This is a genomic window from Streptomyces fodineus (assembly GCF_001735805.1).
Taxonomy (GTDB): domain Bacteria; phylum Actinomycetota; class Actinomycetes; order Streptomycetales; family Streptomycetaceae; genus Streptomyces; species Streptomyces fodineus.
This window is the reverse complement of sequence record NZ_CP017248.1, coordinates 2404359-2423042: the sequence shown is the minus strand read 5'-3', so window position 1 is coordinate 2423042 and position 18684 is coordinate 2404359. Positions and strand designations below refer to the sequence as shown.

At 74.0% G+C, this 18684-nt stretch carries 3 protein-coding genes; all 3 read left to right on the top strand.

Features of this window, described 5'->3' with window-relative positions:
- The first annotated feature begins 36 nt into the window (after nt 1–36).
- Genes BFF78_RS50495 through BFF78_RS09730 form a run of 3 tightly spaced genes read left to right on the top strand, consistent with a single transcriptional unit; the run spans nt 37 to nt 18676 of the window.
- Nucleotides 37–3309: an amino acid adenylation domain-containing protein gene (locus BFF78_RS50495; RefSeq protein WP_472573261.1), complete on the top strand. Its 3273-nt coding sequence runs from the start codon at nt 37–39 to the stop codon at nt 3307–3309.
- Nucleotides 3306–11363, top strand: a complete 8058-nt coding sequence (locus BFF78_RS09735; protein ID WP_069777926.1) for a non-ribosomal peptide synthetase — start codon at nt 3306–3308, stop codon at nt 11361–11363. The genes BFF78_RS50495 and BFF78_RS09735 overlap by 4 nt, the downstream gene beginning before the upstream one ends.
- Nucleotides 11360–18676, top strand: a complete 7317-nt coding sequence (locus BFF78_RS09730; protein ID WP_069777925.1) for a non-ribosomal peptide synthetase — start codon at nt 11360–11362, stop codon at nt 18674–18676. Before BFF78_RS09735 ends, BFF78_RS09730 begins: the two co-directional genes overlap by 4 nt.
- The last annotated feature ends 8 nt before the right edge of the window (nt 18677–18684 follow it).

The following is an 18684-nucleotide window of genomic DNA, read 5'->3' as shown; positions in this document are numbered from 1 at the left end:
TCCCACGACGTACTGGACGCCGGCGAACGGCGGCAGGTGCTGGGGGAGTGGAGCGGCGCCGGGCGCGAGATCTCGCCTTTGACGGTCCCCGAGTTGTTCGCGCGCCGGGGGGCGGCCGGTCCGCAGGCGCCCGCGTTGATCTCGGACGAAGGCACGCTGTCGGCGGCGGAACTGGACGTGCGGGCGAACCGGTTGGCGCAGCACCTGGTCGGCGCGGGTATCGGTGCGGAGTCGCTGGTGGCCCTCGCGTTGCCCCGCTCCAGCGAGGAGTTGGTGGTGGCCGTGCTGGCGGTGTGGAAGGCGGGCGGTGCGTATCTGCCGGTGGATCCGGCGTATCCGGCGGAGCGGATCGCGTACATGCTCGGCGATGCCCGTCCCGCGCTGGTCCTGGCCACCACCGGGACCACGGACTGCCTGCCGGAGGGCACGCAACCGGTCCTGCTCGACGTGCTGGACCTGTCCGGTGTGCCGGCCACTGCGCCTGGTGCACGTGTCCGGCCCGAGAACCCCGCCTATGTCATCTACACCTCGGGTTCCACCGGCCGTCCGAAGGGTGTGGTGGTGTCCCATGCGGGTGTGGCGAGTCTGCTGGCCACGCAGGCCGAGCGGCTGGGTGTCGGGCCGGGCAGCCGGGTGCTGCAGTTCGCCTCGCCGAGTTTCGACGCGGCGTTCTGGGAGCTGTGCATGGGCCTGCTCTCCGGTGCGGCCGTTGTCGTGGCGGGGGCGCAGGGGCTGCAGCCGGGGGAGCCGCTGGCCGACACCCTCAGGACCCACCGGGTCACGCATGCCACCCTCCCGCCGGTGGTTTTGGCGGCGATGGGCGCCGGTGAGGACCTGCTGCCGGGCGGCACGCTCGTCTCCGCCGGAGAGGCGCTGTCGGGTGAGGTGGTCGCGCGTTGGTCGGCGGGCCGGAACCTGGTCAACGCCTACGGCCCGACCGAGACGACGGTCTGTGCGTCCATGAGCGGCGCGCTCGGTGCGGGAGAGGTCCCGCCGATCGGGCGGCCGGTGTTCAACAGCGGGTTGTACGTCCTCGATGCCCGCCTGCGCCCGGTCCCACCAGGGGTGACGGGTGAGTTGTACGTCGCTGGAGTCTCCCTGGCCCGTGGGTATCTGGGCCGGGCGGGGCTGACTGCGGAGCGGTTCGTGGCCGCGCCCTTCGGTGGCCCGGGTGAGCGGATGTACCGCACGGGCGACCTCGCCCGCTGGCGGGCGGACGGGCAGTTGGAGTACGTCGGGCGGGCGGACGACCAGGTCAAGATCCGTGGTTTCCGTATCGAACTCGGTGAGATCGAGGCGGTGTTGGCCCGGCACGAGTCGGTGGGTCAGGTGGCCGTTCTCGTCCGTGCGGACACCCCGGGTGTCAAGCAGCTGGTCGCCTACGTCGTCCCGCGTGCCGGTACGAGCGCCGACCCGGCCCCTCTGCGCGCCCATGTCGGCGAGGCGCTGCCCGATTACATGGTCCCGGCCGCCGTGGTCGTACTCGAGGCCTTCCCGCAGACCCCGAACGGCAAGCTGGACCGCAAGGCACTGCCCGCCCCCGACCTCTCCGCGGCCTCCACCGGACGCCAGGCAGCCACCGAACGCGAGGAAGTCCTGTGCGGGCTGTTCGGGGAGCTGCTGAACCTGACGTCCGTCGGAGTCGACGCCAGCTTCTTCGATCTCGGTGGCGACAGCATCATGTCCATCCAGCTCGTCAGCCGCGCCCGCGCCGCCGGGCTCGTCATCAGGCCCGGCCAGGTCTTCGAGCACAGAACCCCCGCCGGACTCGCCCTCGTCGCCGAAGCGGCCGAGGACGCGGCCGTACCGGTGCTCCCGGCGGGCAGCGGCACCGGCAGGGTGCCCGCCACCCCGATCGTGCACTGGCTGCGCGAACGCGGCGGGCCCATCGGCCGGTTCCACCAGTCCGTCCTGCTGCACACCCCGGCGGGCCTCACCCTGGACCGGCTCACCGAGGCCCTGCAGGTGCTCCTCGACCACCATGACGCCCTGCGCGCCCGGCTGGTCCGGGACGACGACTGGGCACTCGACGTGCCGCGGCCGGGCACGGTCCGGGCGGCCGGTCTGGTCCGCCGGGCGGAGTGGGCCGGCACCCTGGCCGAGGAGTCGCGTGCGGCCGTCGCCGCCGAGGCCGACGCGGCCGCCGGCCGGCTCGACCCGGACGCCGGGGTGATGCTCCAAGCCGTGTGGTTCGACGGCGGGCCGGGGCGGAGCGGCAGACTGCTGCTCGTCGCGCACCACCTGGTGGTCGACGGGGTGTCCTGGCGCATCCTGGTGCCCGACCTCGCCGCCGCCTGCGAGGCGCTCGACAAGGGCGCCGAGCCCAGCCCGGCCCCCGTGCCGACGCCCTTGCGCGTGTGGTCCGAGGCGCTGACCGCGGCGGCACCGGGACGCGCGGACGAACTGCCGCTGTGGCGGCGGCAGTCGGCCGGGGACGATCCAGTGCTGGGCAGCGGACGACTGGACCTCGGGCGTGACACGTTCGCCACCGAACGCACCCTGGTGCGCGCCCTCTCCCCGGAGCACACCGCGGCCCTGCTCGCCGACGTGCCCGCCGCCTACCACGCGGGCGTCAACGACGTCCTGCTCACCGCCTTCGCCGTGGCCGTCGCCGACTGGCGCACCCGCCGGGGCAAGGGCAGTGGTACGGCCGTCCTGGTGGACCTGGAGGGGCACGGCCGGGAGGACGTCGTCGACGGCGCCGATCTCACCCGTACCGTCGGCTGGTTCACCAGCCTGCACCCGGTGCGCCTGGACCCGGGGGCCGGACACCGTACCGGCTCCGGATTCTGGTCCGGCGGTCCCGCCGCCGGCGAGGCGCTCAAGCGGATCAAGGAGCAGCTGCGCGCGGTGCCCGACGGCGGCATCGGCCACGGCATGCTCCGTCATCTGGTGCCGGGCGGCCCGCTGCCGCGCACCGCCCCGCCGCAGCTGGGGTTCAACTACCTGGGCCGCTTCCCGGCGGCCTCCCGGAGCGAGGAGCCCTGGACGGCGGCGCCGGAGGCCGACGCGCTCGGCGGCGGGGCCGACCCGGCCATGCCGCTCACCCACGAACTCGAACTCAACGCGCTCACCGAGGACCGCCCCGAAGGCCCCTGCCTGGTGGCGACCTGGTCCTGGGCGGGCGACCTGTTCACCGAACCGGAGGTCGCCGACCTCGCCGGCACCTGGGCGCGTGCCCTGGCCGTCCTGGCCGACCACGCCGGGGCCCCCGAGGCCGGCGGGCACACCCCCTCCGATCTGACCCTCGTCTCACTGTCCCAGGCCGAGATCGACCTGCTGGAAGCCGACTGGAGAACCGCTCAATGACGAAGCAGGGACTCGCCGACGTACTGCCGCTCTCGCCGCTGCAGGAAGGACTGCTCTTCCACGCGCTGTACGACGAGCGTGCCGCCGACGTCTACACCGTGCAGCTGAGCTTCGACCTGGAAGGGCCGCTCGACGCCGCCGCACTGCGGGCTGCCGCCGAGGCCCTGCTGCGCCGCCACCCCAACCTGCGTGCCGCGTTCCGGCACGAGGGACTCAGCCGCGCCGTGCAGATCGTGCCCCACGAGGTCACGCTGCCGTGGACGGAGACCGACCTGTCGGGCGAGACCGACCCGGACCGGCAGCGCGCCGAGCTGGACCGGCTGCTCGCCGCCGACCGGGCCACGCGGTTCGACCTGACCCGGCCGCCCCTGATGCGCTGCGCGCTGTACCGGTTCGGCCAGGAGCGGCACCGCCTCGTCCTCACCAAGCACCACATCCTGGTGGACGGCTGGTCCATGCCGGTCCTGGTGCGGGAGCTGTTCCAGCTGTACGCGGCCCGCGGCGACGCCTCCGCCCTGCCGACGGTCACCCCCTACCGGCAGTACCTGGCCTGGCTGAACGGACAGGACAAGGCGGCCGCCGAGGCCGCCTGGGGCCGGGCGCTGGCCGGGCTGGACGGACCGAGCCTGCTCGCCCCCGCCGACGCGCCGCCGCCCACTGTGCCGCCCCGCCACCTCACGGTGCGGCTGACCGAACGGCTCACCGACGCGCTGCGGGACCAGGCCCGCCGGCACGGGCTCACGCTCAACACCGTGCTGCAGGGCGCCTGGGCGCTGCTGCTCGCCAAGCTCACCGGCCGCGACGACGTCGTCTTCGGCGCGACCGTGTCCGGGCGGCCGCCGGAGATACCGGGCATCGAGAGCATGGTCGGGCTCTTCATCAACACCCTGCCGGTACGCATCGAGCTGCCCGCCGCCGAGCCGCTGGCCGACGCCCTGGCCCGGCTCCAGACCCGCCAGGCCGACCTGATGGCCCATCAGCACCTGGGGCTGACCGAGGTGCAGCGCGTCGCCGGACACGGCACCCTCTTCGACACCATCGCGGTCTTCGAGAACTACCCGCTCGACGAGGCCGGACTCCAGCCACCGGTCGACGGCCTGACCCTCACCGGCCTGCACGCCACCGACGCCACCCACTACGCCCTGGGCGTCGTCGCGAGCGTGGTCGACGGCCGCCTCACCCTGCGCCTGGACCACCGTCCCGACCTCTTCGACACCACGTCGGTGCACCGCATCGCCGGCCGCCTGGAACGCATCTTCGAGTCCTTCGCCGCCGACCCGACCCAGCCGGCCGGCCGCGTGGACATCCTGGACGCCGAGGAACTCCACCGCGTCATCGAGGAGTGGAACACACCGAGGCCCCCGGCCGCCGAGGCCGGCCAGGATGCCCAGGCCGCTCCGGCCGCCGAGCATGCCCAGGCCGCTGCGGACAGGCAGGCCGCCGAGGACCGCCCGGACACCCGGCTCGCCCAGAGGACCCCGGCCGTCCAGGTCCCCTCGGACACCCGGGCCGCCGCGCAAGTCGACCCGGACACGCTGACCGCCCGCTTCGCCGCCCAGGCCGCCCGCACCCCGGGCGCCGTCGCCGTCTCGCTCGGCGGTGACCGGCTCAGCTACGCCGAGCTGGACGCCCGCGCCAACCGGCTGGCGCGGCTGCTCGTCCGGCGCGGGGCGCGGGCCGAGCGGTTCGTGGCGCTCGCCCTGCCCCGGTCCCTTGACCTGGTGGTCGCCGTGCTGGCGGTGCTCAAGTCCGGTGCGGCCTACCTGCCGTTGGACCCGGACTACCCGGCGGACCGGCTCGCCCACATGCTGGGCGACGCCCGCCCGGCACTGCTGGTGACCCGGTCCGACGCAGGCCTGCCCGCCGGGCTCGGCGAGGACACCGCCCGCCTCCTGCTCGACAAGCCCGGCACGGTGGCCGCGCTCGCCGCGGAGCCGGGCACCGCCCCCGCCGTGAACGTGCGCCCGCACCACCCGGCGTACATGATCTACACCTCCGGCTCCACCGGCCGCCCCAAGGGTGTCGTCGTCCCGCACCACAACGTCGTCCGCCTCTTCGGCGCCACCGACCACTGGTTCCACTTCGGCCCCGACGACGTGTGGACGCTCTTCCACTCCTACGCCTTCGACTTCTCCGTGTGGGAGCTGTGGGGCCCGCTGCTGCACGGCGGCCGGCTCGTGGTCGTACCGCACGGGGTGAGCCGGTCCCCCGAGGAGTTCCTGCGGCTGCTCGCCGACGAGCGCGTGACCGTGCTCAACCAGACGCCCTCCGCCTTCTACCAGCTGATGCAGGCCGACCGGGAGAACCCCGGGACCGGTGACCGGCTGTGCCTGCGGTACGTCGTGTTCGGCGGCGAGGCGCTCGACCTGTGGCGGCTCGCCGACTGGTACGCCCGGCACGCCGACGACGCCCCGGTCCTGGTCAACATGTACGGCATCACCGAGACGACCGTGCACGTCAGCCACCTCGCGCTCGACGCGCCCGGCGCAGCCGTCGGCCCCGGCAGCATGATCGGCCGCGCCATCCCGGACCTGCGGATCTATGTGCTCGACGGCGGACTGTGCCCCGCCGCGCCGGGCGTCGCCGGGGAGATGTACGTCGCGGGCGAGGGACTGGCCCGCGGCTACTGGGGCCGGCCCGGCCTGACCGCGAGCCGGTTCGTCGCCGACCCCTTCGGTGCCCCCGGGACGCGGATGTACCGCACCGGAGACGTGGCGCGCTGGACCGAGGACGGCGCCCTGGAGTTCGTCGGCCGGGCCGACGACCAGGTCAAGATCCGCGGCTTCCGGATCGAGCTCGGCGAGATCGAGTCCGTCCTCGCCGCCCACCCGGCCGTGGCACAGGTCGCGGTCGTCGTACGGGAGGACCGCCCCGGCGACCGCCGCCTCGCCGCCTACCTGGTCCCGGCGGCCGGTCAGCGGTTCGACCACGGCCAGATCCGCGCCCACGCCGCGCGCAGCCTGCCCGACTACATGGTCCCGGCCGGCTTCGTCACCCTCGACGCGCTGCCGCTGACGCCCAACGGCAAGCTGGACCGCAGGGCACTGCCCGCCCCCGATCTCGCCGGCGCGACGGCGGGGCGAGCGCCCCGCACCCCGCAGGAGGAGATCCTGTGCGGTCTCTTCGCCGACGTACTCGGCGTGCCCGAGGTCTCCGTCGACGACCACTTCTTCGACCTGGGTGGCCACTCGCTGCTCGCCACCCGCCTGGTCAGCCGGATCCGCGCCGCCCTCGGCGTCGAACTCGCCATCCGCACCCTGTTCGAGGCCCCCACGGCGGCGCAGCTCGCCGAACGGCTCGGCGAGGCCGAGGCGGCCCGCCCGGCCCTGCTGCCCGCCGTACGACCCGACCGGGTGCCGCTGTCCTTCGCCCAGCGTCGGCTGTGGTTCCTGGACCGCCTCGAAGGCTCCGGGGCCACCTACAACATTCCGCTCGCCCTGCGGCTGCGGGGTGCGGTGGACCGGGCGGCGCTGCGGGCGGCGCTGGGTGATGTGGTGGCCCGGCACGAGAGCCTGCGCACGGTGTTCCCGGAGGAGGGGGGTGTGCCGTGGCAGGAGGTGCTCGACCAGGCTCGCCTTGAGCTGCCGGTGACCGAGGTCGGCGAGGGTGAGCTGGAGGAGGCACTGACGGCTGCGGCCGGCCGGGGCTTCGATCTGGGGTCGGAGCTCCCGGTGCGGGCGGAGTTGTTCGCACTCGGCGCCGAGGACCACGTCCTTTTGCTGACTGCACATCACATTGCCGCTGACGGATGGTCATTGGTGCCGCTGGGCCGGGATCTGGCGGTGGCGTACGAGGCCCGCGTGGCCGGTGACGTACCGCAGTGGCCGGCGTTGCCGGTGCAGTACGCGGACTACAGCCTGTGGCAGCGGGAGCTGCTGGGGGAGGAGTCGGACCCGGCGAGCCTGGTCTCTCGTCAGCTGGAGTTCTGGAAGACGGCTCTGGCGGGGGCGCCGGACCTGCTGGAGCTGCCCACGGACCGGCCCCGCCCGGCCGTGGCGAGCCACAGCGGCGGCATGCTGACCTTCACCGTCGACCCCGCGCTCCACCAGGGTCTCGCCTCCCTTGCCCGTGAGTCGCGGGCGACGGTGTTCATGGTGTTGCAGGCGGGTCTGGCTGCGTTGTTGTCGCGGTTGGGTGCGGGGGAGGACGTTCCGCTGGGTGGTGCGATCGCGGGGCGTCAGGACGAGGCGCTGGGTGATCTGGTCGGGTTCTTCGTGAACACGCTGGTGTTGCGGACGGATGTGTCGGGTGATCCGGGTTTCCGTGAGTTGCTGGGGCGGGTGCGGGAGTGGGATCTGGGGGCGTACGCGCATCAGGATGTGCCGTTCGAGCGGGTGGTGGACGTGGTGGCGCCGGAGCGTTCGCAGGCGCGGCATCCGCTGTTCCAGGTCATGCTGGTGCTGCAGAACACCGCAGCCGCCGACCTCCGCCTCCCCGGACTGGACGTCATCCCGCTGCCGGTGGGAACCGGAGCCGCCAAGTTCGATCTCGGCCTGGAGTTCAGCGAGCGCACCTCGGGTGGGATGGACGGCCTGGTCGAGTACAGCAGCGAACTGTTCGACCACACCACGGTCGAGCGGCTGATCGACCGCCTGCTGCGCCTGCTCAGCGCGGTGGTCGCGGACCCGGAGACCCCCATCGGCGACCTCGACATCCTCGACGACGAGGAGCGCCTGAACGTCCTGACCACCTGGAACGACTCCGCACGCGCCCTGGAACCGTCCACCGTCCCCGAGTTGTTCGCGCGCCGGGGGGCGGCCGGTCCGCAGGCGCCCGCGTTGATCTCGGACGAAGGCACGCTGTCGGCGGCGGAACTGGACGTGCGGGCGAACCGGTTGGCGCAGCACCTGGTCGGCGCGGGTATCGGTGCGGAGTCGCTGGTGGCCCTCGCGTTGCCCCGCTCCAGCGAGGAGTTGGTGGTGGCCGTGCTGGCGGTGTGGAAGGCGGGCGGTGCGTATCTGCCGGTGGATCCGGCGTATCCGGCGGAGCGGATCGCGTACATGCTCGGCGATGCCCGTCCCGCGCTGGTCCTGGCCACCACCGGGACCACGGACTGCCTGCCGGAGGGCACGCAACCGGTCCTGCTCGACGTGCTGGACCTGTCCGGTGTGCCGGCCACTGCGCCTGGTGCACGTGTCCGGTCCGAGAACCCCGCCTATGTCATCTACACCTCGGGTTCCACCGGCCGTCCGAAGGGTGTGGTGGTCTCCCATGCGGGTGTGGCGAGTCTGCTGGCCACGCAGGCCGAGCGGCTGGGTGTCGGGCCGGGCAGCCGGGTGCTGCAGTTCGCCTCGCCGAGTTTCGACGCGGCGTTCTGGGAGCTGTGCATGGGCCTGCTCTCCGGTGCGGCCGTTGTCGTGGCGGGGGCGCAGGGGCTGCAGCCGGGGGAGCCGCTGGCCGACACCCTCAGGACCCACCGGGTCACGCATGCCACCCTCCCGCCGGTGGTTTTGGCGGCGATGGGCGCCGGTGAGGACCTGCTGCCGGGCGGCACGCTCGTCTCCGCCGGAGAGGCGCTGTCGGGTGAGGTGGTCGCGCGTTGGTCGGCGGGCCGGAGTCTGGTCAACGCCTACGGCCCGACCGAGACGACGGTCTGTGCGTCCATGAGCGGCGCGCTCGGTGCGGGAGAGGTCCCGCCGATCGGGCGGCCGGTGTTCAACAGCGGGTTGTACGTCCTCGATGCCCGCCTGCGCCCGGTCCCACCAGGGGTGACCGGCGAGCTCTATGTCTCCGGCCCGGCACTCGCCCGCGGCTACCTCGGCCGCCCCGCCCTGACCGCCGAGCGGTTCGTGGCCGCGCCCTTCGGTGGCCCGGGTGAGCGGATGTACCGCACGGGCGACCTCGCCCGCTGGCGGGCTGACGGTCAGTTGGAGTACGTCGGGCGGGCGGACGACCAGGTCAAGATCCGTGGTTTCCGTATCGAACTCGGTGAGATCGAGGCGGTGTTGGCCCGTCACGAGTCGGTGGGTCAGGTGGCCGTTCTCGTCCGTGCGGACACCCCGGGTGTCAAGCAGCTGGTCGCCTACGTCGTCCCGCGTGCCGGTACGAGCGCCGACCCGGCCCCTCTGCGCGCCCATGTCGGCGAGGCGCTGCCCGATTACATGGTCCCGGCCGCCGTGGTCGTACTCGAGGCCTTCCCGCAGACCCCGAACGGCAAGCTGGACCGCAAGGCACTGCCCGCCCCCGACCTCTCCGCGGCCTCCACCGGACGCCAGGCAGCCACCGAACGCGAGGAGATCCTCAGCCGGATCTACCGAGAGCTGCTGAACCTGACGTCCGTCGGAGTCGACGACAGCTTCTTCGATCTCGGTGGCGACAGCATCATGTCCATCCAGCTCGTCAGCCGCGCCCGCGCCGCCGGGCTCGTCATCACCCCGCGGCAGGTCTTCGAGCATCGCACGGTGGCCGCGCTCGCTGCCGTCGCCGGCAGCCTGGACCAGGTCGTCGGCGAAGGCCCCGACCTCGGAACCGGCGAGGTGCCGCTCACGCCGGCGGTGCACTGGCTGCGTGAACGCGGCGGGCCCATCGGGCGGTTCAACCAGTCGACGCTGCTGCAGGCCCCGGCGGACCTCACCCTGGGCCGGCTCACCGGCGCGCTGCAGGTGCTCCTCGACCACCATGACGCCCTGCGCGCCCGGTTGATCAGGGAGACCGGTCAGTGGCGGCTGGAGGTGCCCGAGCGCGGCACCGTGGACGCCGCCGGGCGGGTGCTGCGGGTCGACGCGGCCGGCCTGGACGACGTACAGCTGCGCGCGCTCACCTCCCGGGAGAGCGAGGCCGCCTGGGGAAGGATCGACCCGGACGCCGGGGTGATGCTCCACGCGGTCTGGTTCGACGCGGGGGCCGGGCGGGCCGGGCGGCTGCTGCTGGTGGCCCACCATCTGGTCGTCGACACCGTGTCCTGGCAGATCCTGGTGCCCGACCTCGCCGCCGCCTGCGGGGCACTTCAGAAGGGCGAGGAGCCCGCGCTCCAGCCGACCGGCACCTCCTTCCGGCGCTGGGCCCAGCATCTGCTGGAGCTCGCCCACACCCCGCAGCGCGAGGCCGAACTCCCGTTGTGGGAAGGCATGCTGGAGGAGCCGGACGCACTGCTCGGGGACCGTCCGCTCGACCCCGGTCAGGACGTGTTCGCCACGATGCGCTTCCTGACCACCACCGAGGCCGCCGAGCAGGTCACCCCGCTGCTGACCACCCTGCCGGCCGCCTACCACGCGGGTGTCAACGACGTCCTGCTCACCGCGCTCGCCCTGGCGGTCGCCGAGTGGCGGGCCCGGCGCGGCGAGGAGGACGAGACCGCGGTCCTCGTCGACCTGGAGGGGCACGGCCGGGAGGACGTCGTCGACGGCGTCGACCTGTCCCGTACCGTCGGCTGGTTCACCAGCCTGCACCCGGTGCGGCTGGACCCGGGCGAGCACGATCCGGCCGGGCTGGACCGTGGCGGCGCGGCCGTGGGCGAGGCGATCAAGCGGGTCAAGGAGCAGCTGCGCGCCCTGCCCGACCACGGACTGGGCTTCGGGCTGCTGCGCCACCTCAACCACCGCACCCGGGACGTGCTCCGCGACCTCCCGGGCCCCCAGATCAGCTTCAACTACCTGGGCCGGTCCGCCCCGGCCGGCAGCGGCGCCGCGGCGCCCTGGACCCCGGTCGCCGACGCCCAGATGGTCGGCGGCGCCGACCTCTCCGGTGGCCGGCCCGACCCGGAGACCCCGCTCACCCACGCCCTCGGCGTCAACGCGATGACCGAGGACCACCCGGACGGGCCGCGGCTGCTGCTCGTCTGGTCCTGGCCGCAGACCCTGCTGCGCGAGGACGACGTCCGCGCGCTCACCGCCTGCTTCTCGCGCGCCGTACGCGCGCTCGCGGCCCACGCCGAGCAGGCCGGCATCGGCGGACTCACCCCGTCGGACCTGTCGCTGGTCCGGCTCAGCCAGGAAGACCTCGACGCCTTCACCACGGGCGCCGGCCCGCTCGCCCCGGACGACCGGGACGACGCGGACGAGGACGACTTCGACGACTTCGACGACTTCACGGACGAATGGGAGATGGCCAAGTGAGCAAGTCCGCAATCGAGGACGTCCTCCCGCTGTCGCCACTGCAGGAGGGCATGCTGTTCCAGGCCCTGTACGACGAGGACGGACCGGACCTCTACGTCCACCAGCTCCTCCTCGACCTCGAGGGGCCCCTGGACGCCCGCGCCCTGCGCCTGGCCGCGCGGGCCCTGCTGAAGCGGCACGCCAACCTGCGGGTCGGCTTCCGGCACGACCGGTCGACCGAGCCCGTGCAACTGGTGCACAGCCAGGTCAAGGTGCCCTGGGCGCAGATCGACCTCAGCGCCCTGGACGAGGACAAGCGGGAGGCCGAACTCGCCCGGCACGCCGACGAGGACCGGGCGCGCGGCTTCGACCTCACCCGTCCGCCGCTGCTGCGCTTCACCGTCTTCCGGCTCGGCCCCCAGCGCTTCCGGCTGATGCTGACCAAGCACCACATCCTGATGGACGGCTGGTCCGTCCCGGTGCTGGTGCGGGAGCTGTTCGAGCTGTACGGCAGCAAGGGCGACCCGGCTGTACTGCGCCCGGTCACCCCCTACCGCGACTACCTGGCCTGGATCGCCGGCCAGGACGCGGACACCGCCCGCGAGGCCTGGCGCACCGCGCTCGACGGCATCGACGAGCCGACCCTGGTGGCCCCGGTGCACCGGGGCCGGGAGCTGGTCCGGCCCGGCTGGCTCCGGCACGAGGTACCGGCGGAGATCACCGCCGCGCTCCAGGCCTTCGCCCGCAGCCGCTCGCTGACCGTCAACACCGTCGTCCAGGGCGTCTGGGGGCTGCTGCTGTCCGCCCTCACGGGCCGTGACGACGTGGTCTTCGGCGCGATCGTCTCGGGCCGGCCGCCGGAGATCCCCGGCGTCGACACCATGGTCGGGCTGTTCATCAACACCCTGCCGGTGCGGGTCCGCCTGCGTCCCGAGGAACCGCTCGTGGACGCGCTCACCCGGCTCCAGGCCGAGCAGGCCGGACTTCTCGCGCACCAGCACGTCCGGCTGACCGACGTGCAGCAACTCTCCGGCCATCAGGAGCTGTTCGACACCACGCTCGTCTTCCAGAACTACCCCGTGGACCCCACCACCGAGGAGCTGGAGGTCGACGGCGTCCGGTTCAGCGGTGTCGACGGCCGCGACGGCGCGCACTACCCGCTCAACCTCGCCGCCGGGCTGATGGGCGACGATCTGCACCTGCGGCTGTGCTACGCCCCCGACCTGTTCGACGAGAGCGCCGCCCGGTCCGTGCTGGACCGGCTGGTGCGGCTGTTCACGGCCGTCGTCGCCGACCCCGGACGGCCCGTCGGCCGGCTCGACGTGCTCTCCCCGGCGGAGCGCCGGCGCCTGCTCGGCGACTTCAACGACACCGCCCGCGAGATCCCCCCGGCGACCCTGCCCGAGCTGTTCCGGGCCCGGGTGGCCGAGACACCCGACGCGCCCGCGCTGCTGTGCGGCGACACCACCGTCTCCTACGCCGAACTCGACGCCCGTGCCAACCGGCTGGCCCGCCGCCTCGTCCAACTGGGCGTCGGACCCGAGCAGTTCGTCGCCGTGTCCGTTCCCCGCTCGGTGGACCTCGTCGTCGCCCTGTGGGCCGTGCTCAAGGCCGGAGCCGGGTATCTGCCGCTCGACCCCGCCTACCCGGTCGACCGCCTCGCCTTCATGGTGGCCGACGCCCGGCCCGGCCTGCTCCTCACCACCACGGCCACCGTGGCGCTCGGCGACCTGGCACCGGACGTGCCCCGGCTGGTCCTGGACGACCCCGGAACCTCGGCCGCCGTCGCCGCCTGCGACGCCGGCGACCTCACCGACGGCGATCGGCTCGCCCCGCTCACCACGGCACATCCGATGTACATCATCTACACCTCCGGCTCGACCGGCCGCCCCAAGGGCGTCGTGGTCCCGCACCACGGCCTGGCGAGCCTGGTCGTCACCCAGGCCGACGCCGTCCAGGCGGGCCCGGGCAGCAGGGTGCTGCAGTTCGCGTCGGTGAGCTTCGACGCCGGCTTCTGGGACCTGTCGATGGGGCTGCTCTCCGGCGCCGCGCTCGTCCTCGGCTCCGCCGACGACCTGCTGCCCGGTGAGCCGCTCGCGGCCCTGGTCGCCAGGCACGAGGTCACCCACGCCACGCTGCCGCCGGTCGCGCTGGCCTCGCTCCCGGCGGGCCCGGACCTGCTCGCCGGCGCCACCCTCGTCTCCACCGGCGACGCCTGCACGCCCGAGCTGGTCGCCCGCTGGGCACCGGGCCGCCGCCTGCTCAACGGCTACGGTCCGACCGAGACCACCGTCGGCGCCACCATGAGCGGCCCGCTCGGTATCGGCGGCACCCCGCCCATCGGGCACCCCTTCGTCAACTCCCGCGTCTATGTGCTGGACCGCTGGCTGCGCCCGGTGCCCCCCGGCGCGGTCGGCGAGATGTACATCGCCGGGCCCGGCCTCGCCCGCGGCTACCACGAGCGGCCCGCACTGACCGCGACCCGGTTCGTGGCCAACCCCTTCGGCCCGGCCGGCTCCCGCCTCTACCGCTCCGGCGACCTCGGCCGGTGGCGGGCCGACGGGCAACTGGAGTTCGCCGGCCGCGCCGACCACCAGGTCAAGGTCCGGGGTTTCCGCATCGAGCTCGGCGAGATCGAGTCGGTGCTCGCCCAGCACGAGAGCGTCGGCCACGCCGTGGTCGTCGTACGCGAGGACGAACCCGGCGACAAGCGGGTCGTGGCCTACGTCGTCCCGGCCGAGGGCCGCGCCGCGGACCCGGACACCCTGAGCGAGCACATCGGCGCGGTGCTGCCCGAGTTCATGGTGCCCTCCGCCACCGTCGTGCTCGACGAGTTCCCGCTGACCCCCAACGGCAAGGTCGACCGCAAGGCCCTGCCCGCGCCCGAACTCGCCGGGTCCACCACCGGCCGGGCACCCGAGAGCGCCGAGGAGGAGGCGCTGTGCGCCCTCTTCGCCGAGGTGCTGGGCCTGGACACGGTCGGCGTCGACGACAGCTTCTTCGCGCTCGGCGGCCATTCCCTGCTCGCCACCCGCCTGGTCAGCCGGGTCCGCTCCGACCTCGGCGTGGAACTCGCCATCCGTGCCCTCTTCGAGGCGCCGACCCCGGCCGAGCTGGCCGCACGGGTCGCCGCGGCCGGCGGTGCCCGGCCGCCGCTGCGCGCCGCGGACCGGCCCGACGCGGTGCCGCTGTCCTTCGCCCAGCGCCGGCTGTGGTTCCTCAACCGCATGGAGGGCCCGAACGCGACGTACAACATCCCGCTGGCCGTACGGCTGCACGGCCCCGTCGACCGGGACGCGCTCGACGCGGCGCTCGCCGACGTGGTGGCACGCCACGAGACCCTGCGCACCGTCTTCCCCGCCACCGACGGCGAACCCCGCCAGCAGGTGCTGCCCGCCGGCACCGCCTTCCGCTTCGCGGGCGCGACCGAGGACACGGTCGACGCGCTGCTGGCCGCCGAGGCCGCCCGGGGCTTCGACCTGACCCGCGAAGTCCCGCTGCGGGCCACCCTGTTCAGCACCGCGGCCGAGGAGCACGTACTGCTGCTGGTGGTGCATCACATCGCCACCGACGGCTGGTCGATGGCCCCGCTGGCCCGCGACCTCGCCGCCGCCTACGCGGCCCGCAGGGCGGGCGGCGCACCGGCCTTCACACCGCTGCCCGTGCAGTACGCGGACTACGCGCTGTGGCAGCGCCGGGTGCTCGGCGACGAACAGGACCAAAAGAGTGTCGCGGCCCAGCAGATCGCCCACTGGAAGCGGACCCTGGCCGGCCTGCCCGACCAGCTCGAACTGCCGCTGGACCGGCCCCGCCCGGCGGTCCTCGGCAACCGGGGCGCCGGTGTCCCCTTCACCCTGGACGCCACCCTGCACGCCCGGCTCGCCCGCGTCGCGCACGACACCCGCGCCAGCATGTTCATGGTGCTCCAGGCGGCCTTCGCCGCCGTCCTCACCGCGGAGGGCGCGGGCACCGACATCCCCGTCGGTACCCCCGTCGCCGGCCGCACCGACGACGCCCTCGACGACCTCGTGGGCTTCTTCGTCAACACCCTGGTGCTGCGCACCGACACCTCCGGCACCCCCACCTTCCGGGAACTGGTGGCCCGCGTCCGGGAGACCGACCTCGCCGCCTACGCCCACCAGGACCTGCCCTTCGAGCGGCTCGTGGAGGTGCTCAACCCGGCCAGGTCGCTGGCCCGGCACCCCCTGTTCCAGGTGCTGCTCTCCGTCCACAACAACGCCGAGGCCGACTTCCGGCTGGACGGCCTCACCACCAGCCCGTACCCCGCCGAGTCCGCCGTGGCCAAGTTCGACCTGGCCGTCCACCTCGGCGAACGCTTCGACTCCGCGGGCACCCCGGCAGGCGTCGACGGCGTGCTCCAGTACAACACCGAGCTGTTCGACCGCAGTACCGCCGAGCGCCTCGCCGGGCGGCTGAACACCCTGCTCACCGCGGCCACCGGCCGGCCCGACGCACCGGTGTGCACCCTCGACGTGCTCACCCCCGAGGAGCGGCGCCGGCTGCTCGCCCACGGCGACGGCGGAACGCGCGAGGTGCCCGCGCAACCGCTGCCCGCGCTGTTCGAGGCCCAGGTACGGCGCACCCCGCACACCACCGCGGTCGTCGCCGGCGACGAGACCCTCACCTACGAGGAGCTCAACACCCGCGCCAACCGGCTCGCCCGGCTCCTGGTGGACCGCGGCGCCGGCCCCGAGCGGGTGGTGGCGATCGCCCTGCCACGCTCGCCCAACCTGATCGTCGCCCTGCTCGCGGTGCTGAAGTCCGGCGCCGCCTATCTGCCGCTCGACCCCGACCACCCGGCCGAACGCACCCACTTCGTCCTCACCGACGCGTCCCCGGTCCTCCTGCTGACCGACAACACCACGGCCCCCGCTCTGCCCACCGGCTCCGCCGGGGTGGGCGCCACGTCCGCCGGTCTGCCCACCGGGCCCGCCTCGGGCGGTGCCGCGTCCGCTGGGCTGTCCGTCGGCTCCGCGCCGGGCGGCGTCACGTCTGTTGGGATGCCCGCCGGGTCCGGCCCGGCCGGCGCCACGTCCGCTGGGATGCCCGCTGGCTCCACCCCGGCCGGCGCCGCGTCCGCCGGTCTGTCCGTCGGCCCCGCCCAGGCCGGCACCGGCCCCGCCCGGTCCTCCGCCGGACCCACCCCGTTGCTCCTCGACCACCCCGACACCCTCCGGGACCTGGCCGTACGGGACGGTGGGGACCTCACGGACGTGGACCGTGTCGCCCCGCTCTCCCCGGCCCACCCGGCGTATGTCATCTACACCTCCGGCTCTACCGGACGGCCCAAGGGTGTGGTGGTCGAGCACCGCTCTGTCACCGACTACCTGAGCTGGGCGGCGGCCGCCTACCCGAGTGCCGCGGGCAGCGCTCTGCTGCACTCGCCGGTCACCTTCGACCTGACCGTGAGCGCCCTCTACACCCCGCTGGTCACCGGCGGCCGGGTGCGGATCGCCGGGCTCGACGACGCACCGGGAACCGGCACCGGCATCACGTTCCTCAAGGCGACCCCCAGCCATCTGCCGCTGCTCGACGCCGCCCCCGACGCGCACGTCCCGTCCGGTGAACTCCTCCTCGGCGGCGAGGCGTTGACGGCCGAGGCCCTCGCCGGATTCCGTGCCCGCAGGCCCGGCACCACCGTGGTCAACGTGTACGGGCCGACCGAGGCCACCGTCAACTGCGCCCAGTACCGCATCGAACCGGGGCAGCGACTACCCGCCGGACCCGTGCCGATCGGCCGCCCGTTCGCGAACACCCGGGCGTACGTGCTCGATGCCTGGCTGCGCCCGGTCCCGGCCGGCGTGCGCGGCGAGCTGTACATCGCCGGCGCGAGCCTGGCCCGCGGCTACCTCGACCGGGCCGCGCTCACCGCCGAACGCTTCGTCGCCGACCCGTTCGGCCCGGCCGGGGCGCGCATGTACCGCACCGGGGACCTGGCCCACTGGGACGCCGAGGGCCGGCTCGTCTACGACGGCCGCGGCGACGGACAGGTCAAGCTGCGCGGCTTCCGGATCGAGACCGGGGAGATCGAGTCCGTGCTGACCGGGCACCCGGGCGTCGGCCGGGCCGCCGTGGTGCTGCGCGAGGACACCCCCGGCGACCAGCGCCTGGTCGCCTACCTCAGCGGGGACGCCGTACCCGGCACGGACGAACTGCGCGCCCTGGTCGCCGCCGCCCTGCCCGAGTACATGGTGCCCGCCGCGTTCGTGAGCCTCGACGCGCTGCCGCTCACCCCGCACGGCAAACTCGACGTACGGGCCCTGCCCGCACCCGGGTTCACCTCCTCCCGGGTGTACCGGGCGCCGCGCACCGAGCGCGAGGAGCTGCTGTGCCGGCTGTTCGCCGAGGTGCTCGGGGTGGAACGGGTCGGCGTCGACGACGACTTCTTCGACCTGGGCGGCCACTCCCTGCTGATCATGCGGCTCGCGGGCCGGATCCGTACCGCCCTCGGTGCGCACCTCACCGTCCGCACCGTGTTCGAGGCGCCCACGGTCGCCCGGCTCGCCCCCCGGCTGGGCCACGACGCCCTCGACGACGCCCTCGACGTCCTGCTGCCGCTGCGCTCCACGGGCACCCTGCCGCCGCTGTTCTGCGTGCACCCCGGGCTCGGGGTCGGCTGGGTCTACTCCGGGCTCGTACCGGCCCTGGAGCGGGAGCGGCCGGTGTACGCGCTGCAGGCGCGCGGACTGACCGGAGCGGACCGGCTCCCCGTCGGCGCCGAGGAGATGGCCGACGACTACCTCGACCGGATCAGGAAGGTCCAGCCGCACGGCCCGTACCACCTCCTCGGCTGGTCCTTCGGCGGCCTGGTCGCCCACCTCATGGCCACCCGGCTGCAGGCCGCCGGCGAACAGGTCGCGCTGCTCGCGCTCCTCGACGCCTACCCGGCCGGCCGCACGCACGTCGAGCACCACGGCGACGGCTTCCTGCGCGGACTCGCCGGGCTGACCGGCCGGGCCCCCGCCGACGACGGCCGGCCCCTCGACCACGCGGCCGTGGCTCAGCTGCTCGGCTCGGGCGAGACGGGCCTCGCCGGACTCGAGGCCCGGCACATCGCGGCCATCGAGCGGGTCGCCGCCAACAACCAGGCTGTCGGTGACGCCCTGCGGCCCGGCGTGTACCGCGGTGACGTCCTGTACTTCCTGGCCGTCGAGGGCCGCGGCGCGGACGCCCCGAGCGTCGAGGCCTGGCACCCCCATGTGACAGGACGACTGGAGATCCACGAAGTCGCCTGCGCCCACGACGAGATGACCCGTCCCGGGCCGATCGCCGAGATCGGCCGAGTCCTCGCGGACCGAGTCCGCGGTGAGTGAGGAGCGAA